Consider the following 18,476-nt stretch of genomic DNA (forward strand, 5'->3'; position numbering starts at 1 on the left):
CTCCTTTAATAAATTTAGGAATTAATGTGAAATGAGCGTATTCTCTAAATCCAAAATAAAAAAAGTCAGCTAGAAAGTAAATAGTATTAATTAGAATAGTTTAAATATTAAAAAAGATAGTAGGTATAATGAAAAAATCACGACAGAACTTTCTTTATAATTAAAATTGGAAAATGAAATATGGAGAAGTTCAAAGTTTATTTTCTAGGTTGATTAAAGGAGTGAAAAAGAGTGAATACCTTACTTATTAAGCAGGCACGGGTAGAAACAGGTTTTGAATATGAAGGAGACAGGGTATGCGGAACAAAAACAGAGTTAATGGATTTGTTTATTGAGAACGGTAGAGTAAAGGAAGTATCTTCTTCGGTTCATAAAGATGGTGTTGATGTGCTAAATGCAAATGGAAAACTGCTAATGCCATCTTTTCGTGATATGCACATCCATTTAGACAAAACGTATTTTACTGGACCTTGGAAAGCTTGTAATCCTGCTCCAAAGGGAATATTTTCACGTATTGAAGAAGAACAGTCTCTTCTTCCAAAGCAACTTCCGTTTGTACAGGAACGAGCAGAAGCAATTATAGATTTGCTGTTAACACAGGGGCACACACATATTCGTACACATTGTAATATAGATCCTGTTATTGGGCTCAGTAATCTAGAAGCAACAGTACAAGCTTTTAAAAGTTTTCAGGGAAAATTAACCTATGACATCGTTGCTTTTCCGCAGCATGGATTGTTACGAAGCGGTGTAACTTCTTTAATGAGAGAGGCAATGAAATATGGTGCAACGATTGTAGGAGGACTGGACCCAGCTACGGTTGACCGAAATATTAATCAGTCTCTTGAAACAATGATGGATATTGCGGTTGAAGCAGGAACAGGCATAGATATTCATCTACACGATCCAAGTTCACTGGGTGCATTTACAATTAATATGTTGGCGGAAGTAACGAAACATGCAAAAAAGGAAGGTCAGGTTACAATTAGTCATGGAATTGCGCTTGCAGATTTAGAACAACAAGAGTTAATCCCGGTGATAGAAACTTTGCTGGATACTGGAATTGATATAACATCAACGATACCTATCAATAGACCAACCATTCCTGTTCCGGTTTTAAAGTCATATGGTGTTTCTGTATCAGTTGGTCATGACTGTTTAACAGATCATTGGTCTCCATTTGGAACTGGAAACACAATAGAGAAGCTGAGTATTCTAGGAGAGCGTTTTAGATTAATAGATGAATACAGCCTTAATCGAACATGGGGCTTTGCATCAGGCGGGGTTACACCACTAAACGAATTAGGTGAAAAAGTATGGCCACAAGTTGGAGATATTGCAAACATGATTCTTTTGGATGCCACTTGCTCCGCACATGCAGTAGCGAGAAGGGCACCTGTCAAAACAGTCCTTCATAAAGGCAATATTGTAAAGAATAACGCATGAGAAGGCGGTCTTCCTTGACTAAAAAAACATGGAGTAAGAATAGAAGGGAATATGTGTGAAGGAATATGGATACAAATGAATTCTTTCGCTTCAAAAATAAAAAGACAAAAAACTATAAAAAGCAGTAAAAATTACGAAAAACAAAATATTTAGCACCATTCATAATCAAAATATATTAAAAATTCAGAAATACAGAGGAGGAGCATTTTATTGATTGATTTACTTTTAACAGACGGATTTGTCGTAACGATGGATAAGCAAAGGCGGTTACTTCAAAATGGCGGAGTAGCAATAAATAAAGGAAGAATTATTGATGTAGGCAATTCAGAGGATTTAAATAAAAAGTATCAGGCAAAGAAGGTAATTGATTGTAAAGGTCATGTTATAATGCCAGGCTTTATTGACGCGCATGGTCACGGGGGCCATTCACTTTTCAAAACGATAGCTTCAGATAATATTGGAGATTGGATGCCTATAATAACCACTGCATATAAGCACTTTGTGACCGATGAGTTTTGGTATTATGAAGGCAAGTTATCAGCACTCGAACGATTAAAATGTGGAGTGACAACAGGAGTTTCAGTTATGGGGTCTGTACCTCGTTCGGATAATCCGATATTTTCCATAAATCATGCAAAGGCTTATACAGAAATTGGAGTAAGAGAAATTGTTTGTACAGGTCCGGCTAACCCTCCGTGGCCACAGTCATTTAGCCGATGGAAAGATGGAAAGCGAATAGTCGAGGAGGTTACTTTTGATCAGGCTATTAAAGGAGCAGAGGCGGTTATAGAGGCCCTTAACCATTCACATAATGATCATATAAGAGCTTTTATTACTCCTTATGTCATTGTTACATCTGTCAATTCATCTGCACCTACGCCACTGGAATCACTTCATAGGCTGACAGATCATGATAAAATGCAGGCTCGGCTGGTTCGTTCAATCGCTAAAAAATATGATACGCGTATTCATTCTGATGCATTTGGCGGAATGATTCACCTTGCAGCTAAGGAAAAGGAGTTTTCACTTTTCGGCCCTGATGTTCATTTACAGCATTGTCGTGGGATATCATTCGATGAAGTGAAAATTCTCGCTGAAACAGGTACTAATGTCAGTGCATCACCAGGTTTTGGATCAATTAATGCTCGAACACCTGTTACTGAATTAATTGAAATGGGAACTACAGTTGCAATTACTACAGATGGAACATCACCAATTAGCCCATTTGATATGTTCCAAGCGATGAGGCGTATGCAGCTTCTTCAACAGGCAGCCCTTAGGGATTATTATTATTTACCACCAGGAAAACTATTGGAGATGGTCACCATCGATGCTGCAAAATGTGTAGGTTGGGACGATGAAATTGGTTCACTTGAGATAGGCAAAAAAGCAGACGTAATAACTGTTAATTTTAATCAGCCACATTTAACTCCGGCTTTCATGCATGTTCACCGTCTTGTATACCAAGCAGTAGGAAGTGATGTTGATACTGTAATTGTAGACGGTAATGTAGTAATGGAAAATAGAATTGTAAATACGGTGGATGAGAAGCAGGTACTAGACGAAGCAAATGAAGAAGCTTGGGCAACAGTTAAAAGAGCAGGATTGGAACCTTTTATGCAGCCAACTTCTTATTTTTGGGGACATGCAAGAGCATATTTGGATGAAAGGCGTTTTAATAAGGAAGAGTTTGAGCAGAAAATGGAGGTAAAAATTTTATGAAGAAAAAACTAAAGGCAAAATACGTAATTGCCTTCGATGGTAATGATCATACAATTTTAACCAATGCAGAAATTGTTTATGAAAACGACACTATCTTGTATGTTGGAGAATGTTTCAATGGGCAGGTTGATGAAACAATCGATTTTGGAGAAGCTGTAATTAGCCCTGGCTTTATTGATCTTGATGCACTTGGTGATATTGATCATGACTCCATTCATGTTGAACAAGAAGAAGAAAAACGCAAAAATCTGCTTTGGTCAAAAGAGTATTACGATGCTGGACCAAAAGAGTTTATGTCGGAGGAAGAAGAGGCATTCAAGTCTCTTTATGCATATTCCCAGCTAATACTAAATGGTGTTACAACTGCAATGCCGATTACATCTGTTTTCTACAAAAAGTGGGCAGAGACATATAAAGAACTAGAAGCAGCGGTTCATCATGCAGGAATGTTAGGTTTACGTGTATATTTAGGACCAAGCTATCAATCCGGAATTAGAGTCGTGTCACCAAATGGAGAGATAACTGTGGAATTTGATGAAGACGAGGGTCAAGCAGGTTTGGAGCGAGCGGTTGAATTTGTTCGGCGGTACGATGGTGCTTATAACGGGCTGATAAGAGGGATGCTTGCACCTGAAAGAATTGAAACCCAATCTGAAGATATTCTTGTTAAAACAAAAAAGTATAGTAAAGAATTAAAATGTCCGGTACGCCTTCATGCAGCCCAAGGTGAATTCGAATATAAAGAAATTGTAAGTCGTTATCAAAAAACACCAATTCGTTTTCTGTATGATATTGGTTTCCTTGATAAGAATACGGCAATACCTCACGCAATTTATACAGCTGAGTATGTAGGAGAAGAAGAAAAATATGGCAGTGATTTGAAGCTTTTACACGAAACAGGTGTAACAGTAATTCATTGTCCCCTAGTGTTGGGGAGGCATGGTGTTGCAATGGAATCATTTTCAAATTATTTGGGGATGGGAATACCACTTGCACTAGGTACCGATGCGTTTCCGCCAGACTTTTTTCAAAATATCCGTACAGGGGCAATATTATCACGCATAACTTCAAAAAAAGTACAAGGTTCTACCTTTGCTGATATTTTTAGAGCAGCCACAATTGGAGGAGCATCTTTTTTAGGTCGTCCTGATTTAGGACGACTTGCACCTGGGGCAAAGGCAGATATTATCGTTGTAGATATGTCAGGTTTTCACATTGGCAATATTGATGATCCTTTCAGAACAATGTGCCTTGCAGCTTCAGGAAGTGATATTAAGATGTCTATTATTAATGGTAGAACTGTTATGAAGGACAGAACCATACCGGGAGTAGATTTTACAGAATTGAAGAAAAAAGGGAAGGATTATTTCACAAAACTTAAAGCAAGTTATATAGTTAGGGATTATCAGAGTCTTGGTCCGGAGAAACTTTTTTCTTCAGCTTTGAATAGTGACAGTGAACAACAAAAGATAGAAAAGTAGAAAAGGAGAGGAAAAAAATGAGTATTGTACAAAAGCCATATAAATTAATCGTATTATTACTAGTATTAATGTATGGTCTCGTGGGATGTTCCACTACAAAAGAGAATGTGGATGGGAAAGAAAAGGTTGAAAAGGAAGAGATTAATGAATTAATAGTAGCACGAAAAGCGGACGCAGGAAATATTGATCCGCACTTCATATCAAGTAATCCTACTGCAAACTATGTTTATGGGAAAGTATATGAAAGTCTTGTATCAAGGGATAAGGACTCGAACTATATTCCAGCATTGGCAGAAGAATGGAGTCAGATTGATGATTTAACTTGGGAATTCAAGTTACGAAAAGATGTAAAATTTCATGATGGAAGCGATTTTAACGCTGAAGCTGTTAAGCAGGTTTTCGATCGCCTGCTAGACGAAAAAACTGCTTCACCGAGAGCCGTAGTTTTTTCCATGTTGAAGGAAGTTGAGGTTAAAGATGATTATACGGCAGTGCTTCATTTAAATAATCCATTTTCAGCATTATTGTCTGTGTTAGCAAGCAGTGAAGGCTCCATTATTAGTCCTAAAGCATTTAATGAAGGAGGAGTTGACTTATCAATCAATGCGGTTGGGACAGGGCCTTTCAAGTTCGAATCTTGGAAACCGGGGCAAGAAATGGTCCTTCTTCGCAACGAAGAATATTGGGGAACAAAACCTTCTTTTGAAAAACTTACGTATAAAGTAGTCCCTGAAGAATCGACAAGAGTCGCAATGGTCGAAACAGGAGAAGCACATGTAGCCGATCAACTTCCGGTAACAGAGCTAAATAGAGTGGAGGGTTCTTCATCAATGTCTGTTCTTCGTACAGAAGGATTTGGTGTTGAATATATTGGATTCAATGTAGAAAAGGAACCATTTACAGATGTGAAAGTACGCCAAGCGATTGCACATGCTATCGAAAAGGACGCAATCATAAAGGGTGTATACAATAGTGTCGGATCTAAAGTAGCATCAGCAATGGCTCCAAAGGTGATTGGCTTTCACGATGGATTAAAAGATTTTCCATATGATGTGAATCAGGCAAAAAACTTATTAAAAGAAGCAGGTTTTCCTAACGGTTTTAAAACAACGATTGTAACCGATGATCGTAAAGAACGTATTAATTTAGCAGAAGTTATTCAATCTCAACTTAAAGGTATTGGAGTAGAAGTAGAGATACAAGTATTAGAGTACGGAGTTTATATTGAAACACTTTCTGAAGGGAAATCTGAAATGTTTATTGGCGGATGGGGTAATGCAACTGGAGATGCTGATTACAATCAATACAATGTATTTCATAGCTCTTCAGCAGGACCGGTCGGTAACTTTTCCTTTTATAAAAATCCAGTAGTTGATAAGTTAATTGAGGACGCAAGAAAAGAACCAAATGAGGAAAAGCGAATGGAATTGTATGCGGAGTTGCAAGAAATTGAGTTAGAAGAAGCTCCTCTTATACCGATTAGAACTCTTGAGCATTTATCTGTAACTGCAAAGGGTATTGATCAGGTTTGGATGAACCCAGTTGGATTTTTCTTCTTTGAATAAGTGAATAACAAAAATTTGACCCAAAAGGTTGTTAATAAACAACTCTTTTGGGTCAAATTTTTATTCCATGGTGTTTATTTGGGATAACATTTATTCTGTTAGGTATCAAGCGATAGGTATTCTACTATACCTTTTTCAATTTAAAGGGACTGACCATTAAAAATGAAAGGATAATCGTTATAAATAAAAAGAATGGCCCAGGAAAATAAGGAATCATTAGATAGCTCAATGTGATTAGACAGCCTGCAGCCGTAATTGGAAGTCCAGTAAAATATCCATTGTTCTCACTAATATTAAATCGTGCTAAGCGGAAAGCTCCACAGCCAATATAAAAAATGGTGAAAAATGAACCGGGGGCCCCGAATTCAAATAAAATTCCTTGATATATTAATAGTGCAGGAGCAACTCCAAATGATATAATATCACTCATGGAATCTAATTGCTTCCCTAATTCCGATTCAATTTGAAGCTTTCTAGCAATCATTCCATCGAACCGGTCAGCAAGTGCTGCGACAAAAATGAGCAGCAAACTTAAATTTAAATTACCTTTTAAGGCAAAAATAATGGCAAACCCGCCTAATGATAAATTCGCTAAGGTGATAACATTTGCAGTTTGTGCTTTTAGTTTTTTTATGGTTTGATCTAAAATATCATTTAAAAACATTTACCACACTCCTTTTTAGGTAAGATATCATATGTCTAGTTGTCGTCCTAAGTGCTTTAGATTCACAAGTAAGCACGTTACTGTTCTTATTTAATAATATTTAATTTTAATCTTTTTAGTACTGACCGTAAAGAGTATATTGGGGGTGTAAGAATGAAACAATCGCTTTATCGGCTTTTTATTGAGCTTACGAACGGCAAAATAACTTCAGGACTATTAAAAAGGTTTGCTCGTTCAAATACAAGCCGCCTGTTCGTCCCATCTTTTTGTAAAGCTTATCAAATTAACCAGGATGAAATGGGGAAAACATTAGCGGAATATCCCACTTTGCATGATTTCTTTACGAGGTCTCTTAAAGAAGGAGTACGTTTTATTGATCAAGATCCCTATTCCATTGTGAGCCCGGTTGATGCAGTCATTGAAGACATTGGCCTAATAAAGCCGGGACATATTATTACAGTAAAAGAAAAGGATTATTCCATTAGAGAGATGATGGGGAATGATGAAAAGCTAGATAAATATACGGATGGCTGCTACATGATCTTCTATTTAAGTCCTAGTCATTATCATCGGATTCATAGTCCTGTTACCGGCCGTGTTCTTGACCAATGGACATTGGGTCAGAAATCCTACCCAGTTAATAAATATGGTTTAAAATATGGAAAAGATGCACTGTCAAAAAATTATCGGACCATAACTGAAGTAGAGCATATGAACGGCAAGCTTTCAATTGTTAAGGTGGGGGCTATGTTTGTGAATTCAATAGAAGTGATACATAATGGTGATCAATTGGCAAAGGGTGATGAAATGGCTTATTTCTCCTTCGGCTCAACGGTTGTCCTTTTATTCGAAAAAAACAGTTTTACCCCAATGTCAACGATTAAAACACCATATGACATAAAAGTGGGTGAGCGGGTTGGCCATATTAATCATGACAAGAACATCACACAGTAGAAATAACGTTTTGGAAGAGGAAAAAAGGTGCTCTGCGGGGGCCGGTATATTTATCGTGAATTCACAAAGCCGTAACCCCCACTAAAAAGGAACATTGCATTAGGATGAAACTTTAATCTTATGTGACAATGAACGTCGGTGAATTTCCGTCTTTATTAGGTTAATAAAGTCTGAGCTTAACTTTAACTCGATTGCTTTATAATAGGATTCGATTAATAGTTCGTCTGACAGCTTTCGCATGTCCATTCACCTCCATGAATTTTAATTTTAGAATTCTATATAATTGACTTCATACATATAATGTAAGATTTATGTTGTAATCATACTCTAGCAAACTTTTTTCTTTAGAACAACCGTTCTGTTATCCACAATACTTAGTGGATAACCTGTGGTTAAGTTGTTAGTAAAAGGTGGGAAGTCATATAAATGAGTGTGCTTAATGTGAATAAAGTTATCCACAGAAATTTCTTGAGAAAAAAATGTCGAAAAATTTCTTAATTAGCTCAGATTAAGCCTATGTTTGAAAGAGAGAATAAAATTGTTTATGATGAGTACAAATTATTACTTTTCTTTTTCGTTTTATAATAAAGAAGTAAATAGAGGTGTTATATATCGTGTTGAAGCAATTTTTACCGGATCAGCATGTTAGAAGTATATTTGAGATTACCCCTGAAAAGTTGAAGGAATACGGCATAAAAGGAATTATTACTGATTTAGATAACACCCTTGTCGAATGGGATCGACCGAATGCTACACCAAAGTTGATAAATTGGTTTGAAGAAATGAAAAATAGTAATGTCATGATTACGATCGTATCAAATAATAATGATAATCGGGTTAGGGCTTTTTCTGAGCCGCTTAACATCCCCTTTATCCCATTGGCTCGAAAACCTTTAGGACGGGCTTTTAATAGAGCATTACTAGAAATGGGTCTTAAGAAAGAGGAAACAGTCGTTATTGGCGATCAATTATTAACTGATGTTTTGGGCGGTAACCGAAGCGGATTTCGGACCATTCTTGTTGTTCCAGTTGCGCAGACTGATGGTTTTATTACTCGGTTCAATCGTAAAGTGGAGAGATTAATCTTAAATTGGTTTAGGAAAAAAGGCATGATTCAGTGGGAGGATTAATTTGTGAGTGAACAATATATTTGTATAGGCTGCGGTGTGAAGATTCAAACTGAAGATCCAGCCGCAATTGGTTATGCACCTTTATCAGCGCTGGAAAAGGAAGCGATTATTTGTCAGCGCTGTTTTCGCTTAAAACATTATAATGAAGTGCAGGATGTTGATTTAACGGATGATGACTTTCTGAAAATTTTAAATGAACTAGGTAAAAGTGATTCTTTGATTGTGAAAATCATTGATATATTCGACTTTAACGGGAGCTGGCTGCCGGGACTGCATAGGTTTGTCGGAAAAAATAAAATCCTGCTTGTAGGGAATAAAGTCGATTTGCTGCCAAAATCGGTTAAACACAATAAGTTAATTAATTGGATGAAGCAAGAAGCAAAAGAGCTAGGCCTTAAGCCAGAAGATGTTTTTCTAGTAAGTGCTGCTAAAGGGAAAAATATTTCTGAGGTGGCTGAAGCAATTGATGTATATCGAAAAGGTAAAGATGTTTATGTTGTTGGCTGTACGAATGTTGGGAAATCAACATTTATTAATCGAATTTTAAAAGAGGTAACAGGAGAAGGTGATGTGATCACAACCTCACATTTTCCAGGTACAACTCTTGATATCATTGAAATCCCCTTATCGGATGGGAAGTCACTTGTTGATACGCCAGGAATAATAAATCATCACCAAATGGCTCATTATGTTGATAAGCGTGATTTAAAAATCATTACGCCGAAAAAAGAAATAAAGCCGACAGTCTTTCAGCTGAATGAGGGGCAAACCCTCTTTATTGGAGGCTTAGCGCGCTTTGACTATAAAACAGGCGGACGCAGATCCTTTGTTTGCCATTTCTCCAATGATTTAAATCTTCACCGGACAAAATTGGAAAATGCAGATGAATTATACAAAAACCATGTTGGTGAAATGTTAACGCCGCCTAGGATGGAACAAATAGACAGCTTCCCGGAACTTGTTAAACATGAATTTACAATTAAAGAAGGAAAAACGGATATAGTTTTTTCAGGTCTTGGCTGGATTACAGTCAATGAACCTGGGGCAAAGGTAGCTGCATATGTTCCAAAGGGTGTTCATGCCTTATTAAGAAAATCATTAATATAAATTCTGGCAATCGTATTTAAAGGGGAGAGAAATTGTGAAAAAGTTTTTTGCCGTTATAGGGGATCCGATTGCCCATTCCATGTCACCTGCCATGCATAATGATTTATTTCAAGCCTATCGTATAGATGCCCATTACCATCCTCTTCACGTCAAGAGAGAGGATTTAGCAGATGCTATAAAGGGGTTAAAAGCCATCGGGATTTCAGGGTTTAATGTGACTGTTCCACATAAGGAAACGATTATTCCATTGCTTGACGTACTTGATCCACTTGCACAATCAATTGGAGCTGTAAACACAGTTGTGAATCAGGACGGCAAACTGATTGGCTATAATACTGATGGCAGCGGCTATGTTAAAGGGCTGCATAAGGAAATGCCAAATTTGAAGGATAAAAAAGTATTGGTTATCGGTGCTGGTGGTGCAGCAAGAGCTATTTATTTCACAATTGCGGAGGCTGGAGTTGAAAAGCTGGATATTTGTAATCGGACAGTATTAAAGGCAGAGGTAATTAAGAATGATTGTCCATATTCAGTCGATTCCAATGTGTATGATATAAAAAGTGCGGAAGAAAATCTTGGATTATATGATCTAGTTATTCAGACAACACCTGCAGGTATGGCGCCAAAAGTTCAAGATTTACCGCTTTCGTTACATAATTTGAAAGCTGGAGCATTAGCAAGCGATATCATCTATAATCCATTAGAAACAAGATTTCTAGAAGAAGCAAAAAGCAAAGGTGCAACAATTCAAAATGGCTTAAATATGTTTGTGTACCAAGGTGCACTTGCATTTGAAAAATGGACAGGGATTTTCCCAGATACGAATCGTATGAGAGATATCGTTCTTTCACAACTAGGAGGATAACAAAATGTTAACAGGAAAACAGAAACGCTTTTTGCGTTCTAAAGCACATCACCTAAATCCGATTTTTCAAGTTGGTAAGGGTGGCGTAAATGAAAATATGATTAAACAAGTAGATGAGGCTCTTGAAGCACGCGAATTAATGAAAATATCCGTTCTGCAAAATTGTGAAGAGGATAAGGACATCGTTGCTGAACAATTAGTAAAAGGAACGAGAGCAGAGCTTGTCCAAATTATTGGAAGTACAATCGTGCTTTATAAAGAATCACGTGAAAATAAGCAAATCAATTTACCTTAATTCTTTTCGTTAAGCATGAAAGAATGTTGGGAGGAATTCACATGATTAGAATCGGCATACTAGGAGGGACCTTTGATCCGCCACATCTGGGACATTTAATTATTGCAAATGAAGTGTTGAATGTTTATGACTTAGATGAAATTTGGTTTATGCCGAATCAGGAGCCTCCCCATAAAAAAAAATCTAATGCCATAAAAGAAGCAGATAGGAAAAAATTATTACAGCTTGCAATTAGTGGGCATCCTAATTTTAAAATAGAGCTATTAGAGCTTGAAAGATCAGGTCCCTCCTATACATATGAATCCATGAAGATTCTTACAAGAAAGCATCCTGATAAGGAATTTTATTTTATTATTGGTGCTGATATGGTTGAGTACTTGCCAAAATGGCGGAATATTGATGAGTTGGTTAAGATGGTTCAATTTATAGGCGTAAATAGACCATCTTATAGTAATGAAAGCCATTATCCAATATTATATGCAGAGGTTCCGGACGTGGAGATTTCATCCAGTCAAATCCGGAATCGACTGCTGGAAAATAAGACGATTCGATATCTCGTTCCCGATTCAGTCAGGAATTATATTAAGGAGAATCAATTATATGGATCGTGAATCTGCTTTACAAATAGTTAAGAAACAATTAACGGACCATCGTTACCATCATACGATTGGAGTAATGGAAACGGCCTTGGTCTTAGCTGAAAAGTATGGTGCTAATGTGAAAAATGCAGAGCTTGCTGCTATTTTCCATGATTATGCTAAATTTAGACCAAAAGAGGAAATGCAACAAATCATTATCGATGAAGGAATGCCGAAAGAGCTTCTTCTATACAATAGTGAACTTTGGCATGCGCCAGTTGGGGCATTTCTAGTGCAAAATGAAGTTGGAATAGATGATGTTGAAATTTTAGACGCCATCAGATACCATACATCAGGACGAATTAATATGACCATACTTGAAAAAGTAATTTATTTGGCTGATTATATCGAGCCTGGAAGACATTTTCCCGGGGTTGATGAAGTTCGTGAAATAGCAAAGGAAAGCCTGGAAAAAGCTTTAATAAAATCAATTCAAAATACGATCTTTTTTTTAATGAAAAAAGAACAGCCGGTTTTTCCTGCTACATTTAACACATATAATGACTTAATTATGAGATCGGGAGGACTGATTGAATGAAAGAAAAAGAATTGCTACTAACCGCTGTTAAGGCTGCTGATGATAAAAGAGCAGAGGATATTATTGTTTTAAATATGAAGGGTATTTCTTTAATTGCTGATTACTTTCTTATCTGCCATGGAAATTCTGATAAGCAGGTGCAGGCAATTGCACGTGAAATGAAGGAAAAGGCAGAGGAAAAGGAATATACAGTTAAAAGAATTGAGGGCTTTGATGAAGCAAGATGGATCCTCGTAGATTTAGGGGATGTTGTTGCACATATTTTCCACCGTGATGAAAGAAGCTATTATAATCTGGAACGATTATGGGGCGATGCACCAATTGAAAATGTGCAAAGTGAGCTGAATCAATGAGCTATGGAAAGTTTGCCTATCTTTATGATCAGCTCATGAAAGATGTCCCTTATGATAAATGGGCAGAATTAGTATTAGAGAAGGCAAAGAATTATGAAGTAAATGGAAAAAAACTACTTGATCTAGGCTGTGGGACAGCGGAACTTTCTGTGAAGTTATCTGAGATAGGATTTCAAGTGACGGGCGTAGATCTATCCGAGGATATGCTAACAGTCGCACAGGCAAAAGCTGATGAAAAAGGATTTGCCATGGAATTTTATCAGCAAAACATGGCTGAACTCGATGGTTTAGGTAATTTTGACATTATTGGCATTTTTTGTGATTCGATAAATTATTTACAGGAAGAAAAAGAGGTTGTTGCGACATTTCAACGTGTCTATCAGCATTTGTCTAGTAATGGTCTCTTTATCTTTGATGTACACTCACTTCATAAAATCATGGAAATATTTACGGATCAAACCTTTACTGCGAATGACGAGGAGATAAGCTTTATTTGGCATTGCTTTGAAGGTGAATATCCTTTCAGTGTAGAGCATGATCTAAGTTTTTTTGTTTTAGACAATGAGACAGGCATGTATGCTCGTTATGATGAAATCCATTATCAGAGGACTTATCCCATTGATGTATATGAGAATTGGCTTCAGGAAACAGGCTTTGAACTCCTTGAAGTTACTGCTGATTTTGAAAATATTCCTCCACAAGATCAATCTGAACGAATCTTTTTTATTTGCAGAAAAGCCTCTAGAAACTAGTATAAGAGCCAGCTTATGCAGCTGGCTCTTTAATTTATAAAAAATTTATTTCTTACATAGGAAGGATTTTTTAATTATATAAAGAATAATTAAATATTGAGAGTATAGTGTTCTTTTACCTGTTTAATATCCTCGTCAAACTTTGCATGTGTCGCCTGGAATACTTTTTCAAACACATCACCTAATTCTTTTTCGAGCACCTTGATTCCTTCCCCTGTGATGCCTCCCTTTACACAAACCTTTTCTTGCAGCGTTGGCAAAGTATAGTATCCTTTTTTCATTAGATCTCCCATACCAATTAACATATTTTCAGCAAGTGTTGTAGCGGTTTGCTGGTCAATTTCTGTCTCATTTACTGCTGCCATGATAAACCTTTGTGTTAAATAGCTGAAAAATGCTGGTCCACAGCTAACAATGTCAGAAGCCACTCTCGTAATGTTTTCTTCAATTTCAACAATCCTGGAAATATCGCCAAACATCTTTTTAATAATTGATTTCCACTCATCCTTGCAGTTCTTTCCAAATGATAATAAAGAAACACCTGAAAGTGCTCGATTTGTAATACTTGGTATGACTCTTGCAACGGAACAAGTTGCGATATTTTCTAGCTGATCAACACTAATTGGACTCGTGATCGAAACGATACATTTTTCTTTCGTTAGAAACGGGGTAATATCTTTAATGACGTTGTGAACATCATGTGGCTTAACACAAATAAAGATGAGCGAGGATTTCTCCGCCACATCCTTCCCAGTTGATGCAACATTTATTTCTTGATAATTCTCCTTTATTTCCAAAGCTTTTGTTAAAGTTCGATTGGTTATTGTTATGGAAGAAGGGGAAACGGCTTTCCCATCAATTAAAGCTTCTGTTAGTATTCTTCCCATATTACCAGTACCAATCATTCCAATTTTCAATGTCCTTCCCTCCTTCACAAGCGAGCTTTCTCCTATACATTATGAAATTCCTTAATAGAATATGCTAAATATGAAAGGATGATATAGTTGTTACACTTGATTAAAGAGCACAAAATTTACATTATTACAGGTTTAGCTGCTTGTATTGCAGCCTTTTATTTTATTTATCAGCCAGTGCAGGATCAAAGTACGGTCTTTGAAGAACATGAACTCATTCTATCAAGTGAGCAAATAAGTGCTGAAAATCTGGAGGAGGCAATAATCGATGAGACCCTTTATGTTGATGTAAAGGGAGCAGTAGAAAAGCCTGGAGTATATGAAGCCAAAAGCAATGACCGAGTCATCGACATCATTAACAAGGCTGGTGGATTAATTGAATCAGCGGACGAAGCAAAAATAAACTTTGCTATGAGGGTTGAGGATGAGATGGTTATTTATGTACCGAAAATGGGTGAGGAATCTGAGGAAGCTGTTGAGGCTTTAAGAGGGGGAGGGTCCCAAGGAGCAAGTCAGGCAAAAAATGATGGAAAGGTTAATCTTAATACAGCCAATGAAGCTGAATTACAAACCCTGACAGGAATAGGGCCTGCCAAAGCCGCGGCTATTATTGAGTTTCGCGAGACAAATGGTCCATTTAAAGCGATTGAAGATTTAAAATCCATCAGTGGAATTGGGGAAAAAACCTTTGAGAAATTGAGAGAGAGTATTAAAGTAAAATAGAAAACAATATTGACCCATTTTGACATGAGGCTTAAACTTGGCTTATAAGAAAAAGTCTTTGAAAGGTTCGTAAAATTTATTGTAAGGAGTAGAGAAAGTGGGAAGAAAAAGCTGGGATGAATATTTTTTAGATATTGCAACTGAGGTGGGATCCCGTTCGACATGCCCAAGATTACATGTGGGCTGTGTAATTGTTAAGGATAAGCATATTGTATCGACTGGCTACAATGGATCCATTCATGGTCATGACCATTGTGAAGATATAGGCTGCCTAATAAATGATCAGGGAAGATGTATTCGAACTCTTCATTCTGAGCTTAATGCGGTTCTGCATGCTGATAGGAGTTTATTAAAAGGGGCTACTGCCTATGTGACTCATGAGCCATGTGAAAATTGCGCTAAGACAATTGCTCAATCCGGTATTAGTAAAATTGTTTATCGACACGCTTATCCTAATAAATATAATGAATACTTTTTGAAAAACGTTGAAGTGGTTCATCTTCCTTAAGAGGAAGTATCGAATTAAAAGGTGTAGGGTTTTACCTATGCCTTTAACCATTTAAGGGAATGAACAATGAAACAAATGGATAAAGGAGTAAGGATAAAATGAAAGGCAAATGGATTTATTTCACCGTTGCCTCGCTGATGGGAATGTTAGCAAGCTTTATCAATGTTTTTATCTGTATGACTCTATTATTTCTGTTAATATTTCTCTATAAAAAGAAAAATTTTTCAAAGAGGCAGCTTCTTGCAGTAAGTGTTTTTTTTTACCATATTTTTTTTGCGAAGTGAAATGATCGAAAGAGAAAATTTCAGCCGTTTAGTTCAAGGTGAAACAAATTTTATTGTTTACCTGCAGGAAAATCTAAAGGTAGATGGAGATACATTTACTGGAACAGCCAAAGAATTAAAACATAATGAAAGGCTAATTTTTACGTATAAAATAAAAACTGAAAAAGAAAAAGCTGATATACTAAAATGGTTAAAAACAGGGATGGCTTGTTCAATCAGAGGTTCATTAGAAATGCCATACTCCTCAACAAACCAATATGCTTTTGATTATAAGGAGTATCTTTACCGAAATCATACTTATTGGATATTAAAAGCAGATTACTTAACACCCTCCAAATGTATGCCTCAGAAGGAAACACCACTATCTTTTTTCCGTACACTTAGAGAAAATGGGATTGAATATATACATAATTATTTTCCAAAGGACACAGCGCCCCTAGCTATTGCTCTGCTGTTTGGAGATCGAAATTATATTGAAGAAGACGTCCTAACCGCCTATCAAAAGCTCGGGATCGTTCATTTATTAGCCATATCGGGTCTTCATGTTGGAATGCTTTTTGGGATGATTTTCTTTCTTGGCATACGGGCAGGGATGCCAAAAGAGAAAATGACATCTACCTTGCTTATATTATTGCCATGCTACGCCCTTATTACAGGTGCTTCCCCTTCTGTCATTCGTGCTGTTTTTATGATGATCATATTTTTAGCTCTACAAAAATGGGGAAGGAACTTTTCACTTTTAACCATTGATGTAATAGGCATTGTCTTCATCTTATATACCTTTTTTTCTCCTTATGTTATTTATAATGTTGGGTTTCAGTTATCCTTTGGCGTAAGCTTTTCCCTAATATTATCCGCCCCCATTATCTTAAAACGATTTTCTAATCCGATTTCATTATTATTTGCCACTTCTTTCATTTGCCAGCTGGCGGCTACCCCAATCATGTTTTACTATTTTTTTGAAGTTTCATTCATCTCTGTACTAGCTAATATTCTGTTTGTACCTCTATTTTCATTATTCATATTGCCTGCCTTATTTATCATCTTCCTCTTACATCTTTTATTTGGCGGGAACATTAGCTTTCTCGTGAATTTAATGAATTTTATTATTTATTGGATGGATAGTATTGCTGGGGGGCTAGCTCAATTGCCATTTGCAACGATTGCTTTAGGAAGGCCTCATTTCATCATTTTGTTTCTTTATTTGATCATCTTCCCCTGTTACTTTTCCTTATGGGAGAAAATGAGGGGGATAAAAAAGTCTCTGATCATTCTAATCCTGCCGACCCTCTTATTATTACTGCATGGTTCTGTAAATTTTCTATCTCCATACGGAGAGATTACCTTTATTGATGTTGGGCAGGGGGAAAGCATCTTCATAAGACTTCCTCACAGTCAGGGGAACTACCTAATTGATACTGGAGGTACATTAAGGTTCCATACAGAGGAGTGGAAGTTAAGAAAGAATCAATATGAGGTTGGTAAGGATGTGGTCGTACCTTATTTAAAGAGCAAGGGAATTAGGACAATCCATAAGCTTATTTTAACGCATGGGGATACAGATCATATAGGAGGCGCTCCTGCAATAATAGAAGAAATGAAAGTGAAGAATATTATTTTACCAAAAAGCGAGGAGCTTTCAGAGCTTGAAAAAGTGATCCTATTAAAAGCTAAAAACAAAAAGATTCCCTACTATTTTACAAAATCGGGTGATAACTGGACGGAAGGTAAGGTTAATTTTCAAGTTTTATCTCCTCAACCGGAAATGGAGTCAGAAAGAAATAATGGTTCCATTGTTTTGTTTACAAAAATCGGGGGATTAACATGGCTGTTTACAGGGGATTTGGAGGAGAGCGGGGAAGAAAAATTAATTAGCCGTTATCATAATTTAAAAATTGATGTATTAAAGGTTGGTCACCACGGCAGTAAATCATCTACCTCCAGTTCGTTCTTAAATCGAATAGAACCAAAGCTTGCCGTTATTTCTGCTGGCAGGAACAATCGTTACGGCCACCCAAATAAAGAAATAGTAAATAGCTTAGATGAAAGAAGTATTAAAGTATTACGGACAGATCTAAATGGAGCCATTACTTATTATTTTAAAGGAGACCTAGGAACCTTTTCTACGCAGATGCCATAAGATGTAGTAAATAAATCAGGAATTGAAAAAGAGACTGCTATTTGCAGCCTCCAAAATTTCCTATGTAGTCATTAAGAGCCTACTACTTTAACGACTGTTGCAATAATAAATAACGTTGCAAAGAAACCGAAAGATACGATAAATCCTACTCCAGAGTCAATAGCATCATTGCGTTTATACTGGACGTCTTTTTCAAATTCATTCACAGTCTACCCCTCCTATTTCCATTATAGTATAAGCTAAAGCGAAGAAAAAATCTAGCTTTCCTCTAACAGCATTTCCTCTAGTGACAAGAGTTGTCACAAATAAGTTAAACTTGAATGGTCACAATAATGATACAGTGATGCACCGTCGTGGCTTGAGTATCCTAGGCCTCATGTTCCGACGTTCATTATAG

The 18,476-nt window shown here is 36.7% G+C and carries 20 protein-coding genes; 16 read left to right on the forward strand and 4 right to left on the reverse strand.

The window, feature by feature from the left end; translation table 11 throughout:
• Positions 1-231: 231 nt before the first annotated feature.
• The 4 genes from V7127_RS12550 (at position 232) to V7127_RS12565 (ending at position 6,214) form a co-directional block, all read left to right on the forward strand.
• Positions 232-1,446 (forward strand): amidohydrolase, encoded by a 1,215-nt coding sequence (locus V7127_RS12550; protein ID WP_335486472.1) that lies wholly within the window; start codon positions 232-234, stop codon positions 1,444-1,446.
• A 210-nt stretch (positions 1,447-1,656) separates the two neighbouring features.
• The gene (locus tag V7127_RS12555) at positions 1,657-3,168 is read left to right on the forward strand and encodes an amidohydrolase family protein (RefSeq protein ID WP_335486475.1); all 1,512 of its coding nucleotides are present in this window, start codon (positions 1,657-1,659) and stop codon (positions 3,166-3,168) included.
• Positions 3,165-4,649, forward strand: a complete 1,485-nt coding sequence (locus tag V7127_RS12560; RefSeq protein WP_335346894.1) for a chlorohydrolase family protein — start codon at positions 3,165-3,167, stop codon at positions 4,647-4,649. Before V7127_RS12555 ends, V7127_RS12560 begins: the two co-directional genes overlap by 4 nt.
• A gap of 17 nt (positions 4,650-4,666) precedes the next feature.
• On the forward strand, positions 4,667-6,214 hold the full coding sequence (locus V7127_RS12565; protein WP_335486478.1) for a glutathione ABC transporter substrate-binding protein: 1,548 nt from the start codon (positions 4,667-4,669) through the stop codon (positions 6,212-6,214).
• Between the two features lie 124 nt (positions 6,215-6,338).
• Here the strand turns inward: V7127_RS12565 and pssA are convergent, their stop codons facing one another.
• Entirely contained in the window at positions 6,339-6,878 is a 540-nt protein-coding gene (pssA, locus tag V7127_RS12570) for a CDP-diacylglycerol--serine O-phosphatidyltransferase (protein ID WP_335486482.1), read from the reverse strand.
• Between the two features lie 153 nt (positions 6,879-7,031).
• Between pssA and V7127_RS12575 the strand changes: the two genes are divergently transcribed.
• Positions 7,032-7,832 carry a phosphatidylserine decarboxylase gene (locus V7127_RS12575; RefSeq protein WP_335486485.1) on the forward strand — a complete coding sequence of 267 codons (801 nt, stop codon included), beginning with the start codon at positions 7,032-7,034 and terminating at the stop codon, positions 7,830-7,832.
• A gap of 99 nt (positions 7,833-7,931) precedes the next feature.
• Here V7127_RS12575 and V7127_RS12580 read toward each other — a convergent pair whose 3' ends face one another.
• Positions 7,932-8,072, reverse strand: a complete 141-nt coding sequence (locus tag V7127_RS12580) for a sporulation histidine kinase inhibitor Sda (RefSeq protein ID WP_335346890.1) — start codon at positions 8,070-8,072, stop codon at positions 7,932-7,934.
• 374 nt (positions 8,073-8,446) lie between these two features.
• On the opposite strand from V7127_RS12580, the gene V7127_RS12585 reads away from it, so the two are divergent.
• The 8 genes from V7127_RS12585 to V7127_RS12620 are packed head-to-tail and all read left to right on the forward strand — an operon-like array spanning position 8,447 to position 13,510.
• Positions 8,447-8,962, forward strand: a complete 516-nt coding sequence (locus V7127_RS12585) for a YqeG family HAD IIIA-type phosphatase (RefSeq protein WP_335486488.1) — start codon at positions 8,447-8,449, stop codon at positions 8,960-8,962.
• 3 nt (positions 8,963-8,965) lie between these two features.
• Positions 8,966-10,069 (forward strand): ribosome biogenesis GTPase YqeH, encoded by a 1,104-nt coding sequence (gene yqeH / locus V7127_RS12590; protein WP_335486491.1) that lies wholly within the window; start codon positions 8,966-8,968, stop codon positions 10,067-10,069.
• A gap of 34 nt (positions 10,070-10,103) precedes the next feature.
• Entirely contained in the window at positions 10,104-10,934 is an 831-nt protein-coding gene (aroE, locus tag V7127_RS12595; RefSeq protein ID WP_335355292.1) for a shikimate dehydrogenase, read from the forward strand.
• A gap of 4 nt (positions 10,935-10,938) precedes the next feature.
• Positions 10,939-11,229 carry a ribosome assembly RNA-binding protein YhbY gene (gene yhbY / locus V7127_RS12600; RefSeq protein WP_335355293.1) on the forward strand — a complete coding sequence of 97 codons (291 nt, stop codon included), beginning with the start codon at positions 10,939-10,941 and terminating at the stop codon, positions 11,227-11,229.
• 41 nt (positions 11,230-11,270) lie between these two features.
• Positions 11,271-11,840 carry a nicotinate-nucleotide adenylyltransferase gene (locus tag V7127_RS12605; RefSeq protein ID WP_335486494.1) on the forward strand — a complete coding sequence of 190 codons (570 nt, stop codon included), beginning with the start codon at positions 11,271-11,273 and terminating at the stop codon, positions 11,838-11,840.
• Positions 11,830-12,405 (forward strand): bis(5'-nucleosyl)-tetraphosphatase (symmetrical) YqeK, encoded by a 576-nt coding sequence (gene yqeK / locus V7127_RS12610; protein ID WP_335486497.1) that lies wholly within the window; start codon positions 11,830-11,832, stop codon positions 12,403-12,405. Before V7127_RS12605 ends, yqeK begins: the two co-directional genes overlap by 11 nt.
• The gene (gene rsfS / locus V7127_RS12615; RefSeq protein ID WP_335355296.1) at positions 12,402-12,758 is read left to right on the forward strand and encodes a ribosome silencing factor; all 357 of its coding nucleotides are present in this window, start codon (positions 12,402-12,404) and stop codon (positions 12,756-12,758) included. The genes yqeK and rsfS overlap by 4 nt, the downstream gene beginning before the upstream one ends.
• Positions 12,755-13,510, forward strand: a complete 756-nt coding sequence (locus V7127_RS12620; RefSeq protein ID WP_335355297.1) for a class I SAM-dependent DNA methyltransferase — start codon at positions 12,755-12,757, stop codon at positions 13,508-13,510. Before rsfS ends, V7127_RS12620 begins: the two co-directional genes overlap by 4 nt.
• Before the next feature lie 89 nt (positions 13,511-13,599).
• Here the strand turns inward: V7127_RS12620 and comER are convergent, their stop codons facing one another.
• Positions 13,600-14,427: a late competence protein ComER gene (gene comER, locus V7127_RS12625; protein ID WP_335355298.1), complete on the reverse strand. Its 828-nt coding sequence runs from the start codon at positions 14,425-14,427 to the stop codon at positions 13,600-13,602.
• 87 nt (positions 14,428-14,514) lie between these two features.
• On the opposite strand from comER, the gene V7127_RS12630 reads away from it, so the two are divergent.
• The 3 genes from V7127_RS12630 (at position 14,515) to V7127_RS12640 (ending at position 18,079) form a co-directional block, all read left to right on the forward strand.
• Positions 14,515-15,147 (forward strand): helix-hairpin-helix domain-containing protein, encoded by a 633-nt coding sequence (locus V7127_RS12630; RefSeq protein WP_335355299.1) that lies wholly within the window; start codon positions 14,515-14,517, stop codon positions 15,145-15,147.
• Positions 15,148-15,244: 97 nt separating this feature from the next.
• Complete coding sequence (locus V7127_RS12635; RefSeq protein WP_335355300.1) at positions 15,245-15,655, forward strand: deoxycytidylate deaminase; 411 nt, start codon at positions 15,245-15,247, stop codon at positions 15,653-15,655.
• A gap of 285 nt (positions 15,656-15,940) precedes the next feature.
• Entirely contained in the window at positions 15,941-18,079 is a 2,139-nt protein-coding gene (locus tag V7127_RS12640; RefSeq protein WP_335486499.1) for a DNA internalization-related competence protein ComEC/Rec2, read from the forward strand.
• A 71-nt stretch (positions 18,080-18,150) separates the two neighbouring features.
• Here V7127_RS12640 and V7127_RS12645 read toward each other — a convergent pair whose 3' ends face one another.
• Positions 18,151-18,285 (reverse strand): YqzM family protein, encoded by a 135-nt coding sequence (locus tag V7127_RS12645; RefSeq protein ID WP_315665644.1) that lies wholly within the window; start codon positions 18,283-18,285, stop codon positions 18,151-18,153.
• Between the last annotated feature and the right edge of the window lie 191 nt (positions 18,286-18,476).

It is taken from the genome of Bacillus sp. JJ1773 (assembly GCF_036962035.1).
In the GTDB taxonomy this organism is placed as follows: domain Bacteria; phylum Bacillota; class Bacilli; order Bacillales; family Cytobacillaceae; genus Cytobacillus.

What these genes read in the sequence shown, in the direction of transcription:
- V7127_RS12560 (WP_335346894.1), top strand. Translation starts at nt 3,165, where the DNA reads ATGAAGAAAAAACTAAAGGCAAAATACGTAATTGCCTTCGATGGTAAT.
- V7127_RS12565 (WP_335486478.1), top strand. Translation starts at nt 4,667, where the DNA reads ATGAGTATTGTACAAAAGCCATATAAATTAATCGTATTATTACTAGTA.
- pssA (WP_335486482.1), bottom strand. Translation starts at nt 6,878, where the DNA reads ATGTTTTTAAATGATATTTTAGATCAAACCATAAAAAAACTAAAAGCA.
- V7127_RS12575 (WP_335486485.1), top strand. Translation starts at nt 7,032, where the DNA reads ATGAAACAATCGCTTTATCGGCTTTTTATTGAGCTTACGAACGGCAAA.
- V7127_RS12580 (WP_335346890.1), bottom strand. Translation starts at nt 8,072, where the DNA reads ATGCGAAAGCTGTCAGACGAACTATTAATCGAATCCTATTATAAAGCA.
- yhbY (WP_335355293.1), top strand. Translation starts at nt 10,939, where the DNA reads ATGTTAACAGGAAAACAGAAACGCTTTTTGCGTTCTAAAGCACATCAC.
- V7127_RS12605 (WP_335486494.1), top strand. Translation starts at nt 11,271, where the DNA reads ATGATTAGAATCGGCATACTAGGAGGGACCTTTGATCCGCCACATCTG.
- yqeK (WP_335486497.1), top strand. Translation starts at nt 11,830, where the DNA reads ATGGATCGTGAATCTGCTTTACAAATAGTTAAGAAACAATTAACGGAC.
- rsfS (WP_335355296.1), top strand. Translation starts at nt 12,402, where the DNA reads ATGAAAGAAAAAGAATTGCTACTAACCGCTGTTAAGGCTGCTGATGAT.
- V7127_RS12620 (WP_335355297.1), top strand. Translation starts at nt 12,755, where the DNA reads ATGAGCTATGGAAAGTTTGCCTATCTTTATGATCAGCTCATGAAAGAT.
- V7127_RS12640 (WP_335486499.1), top strand. Translation starts at nt 15,941, where the DNA reads ATGATCGAAAGAGAAAATTTCAGCCGTTTAGTTCAAGGTGAAACAAAT.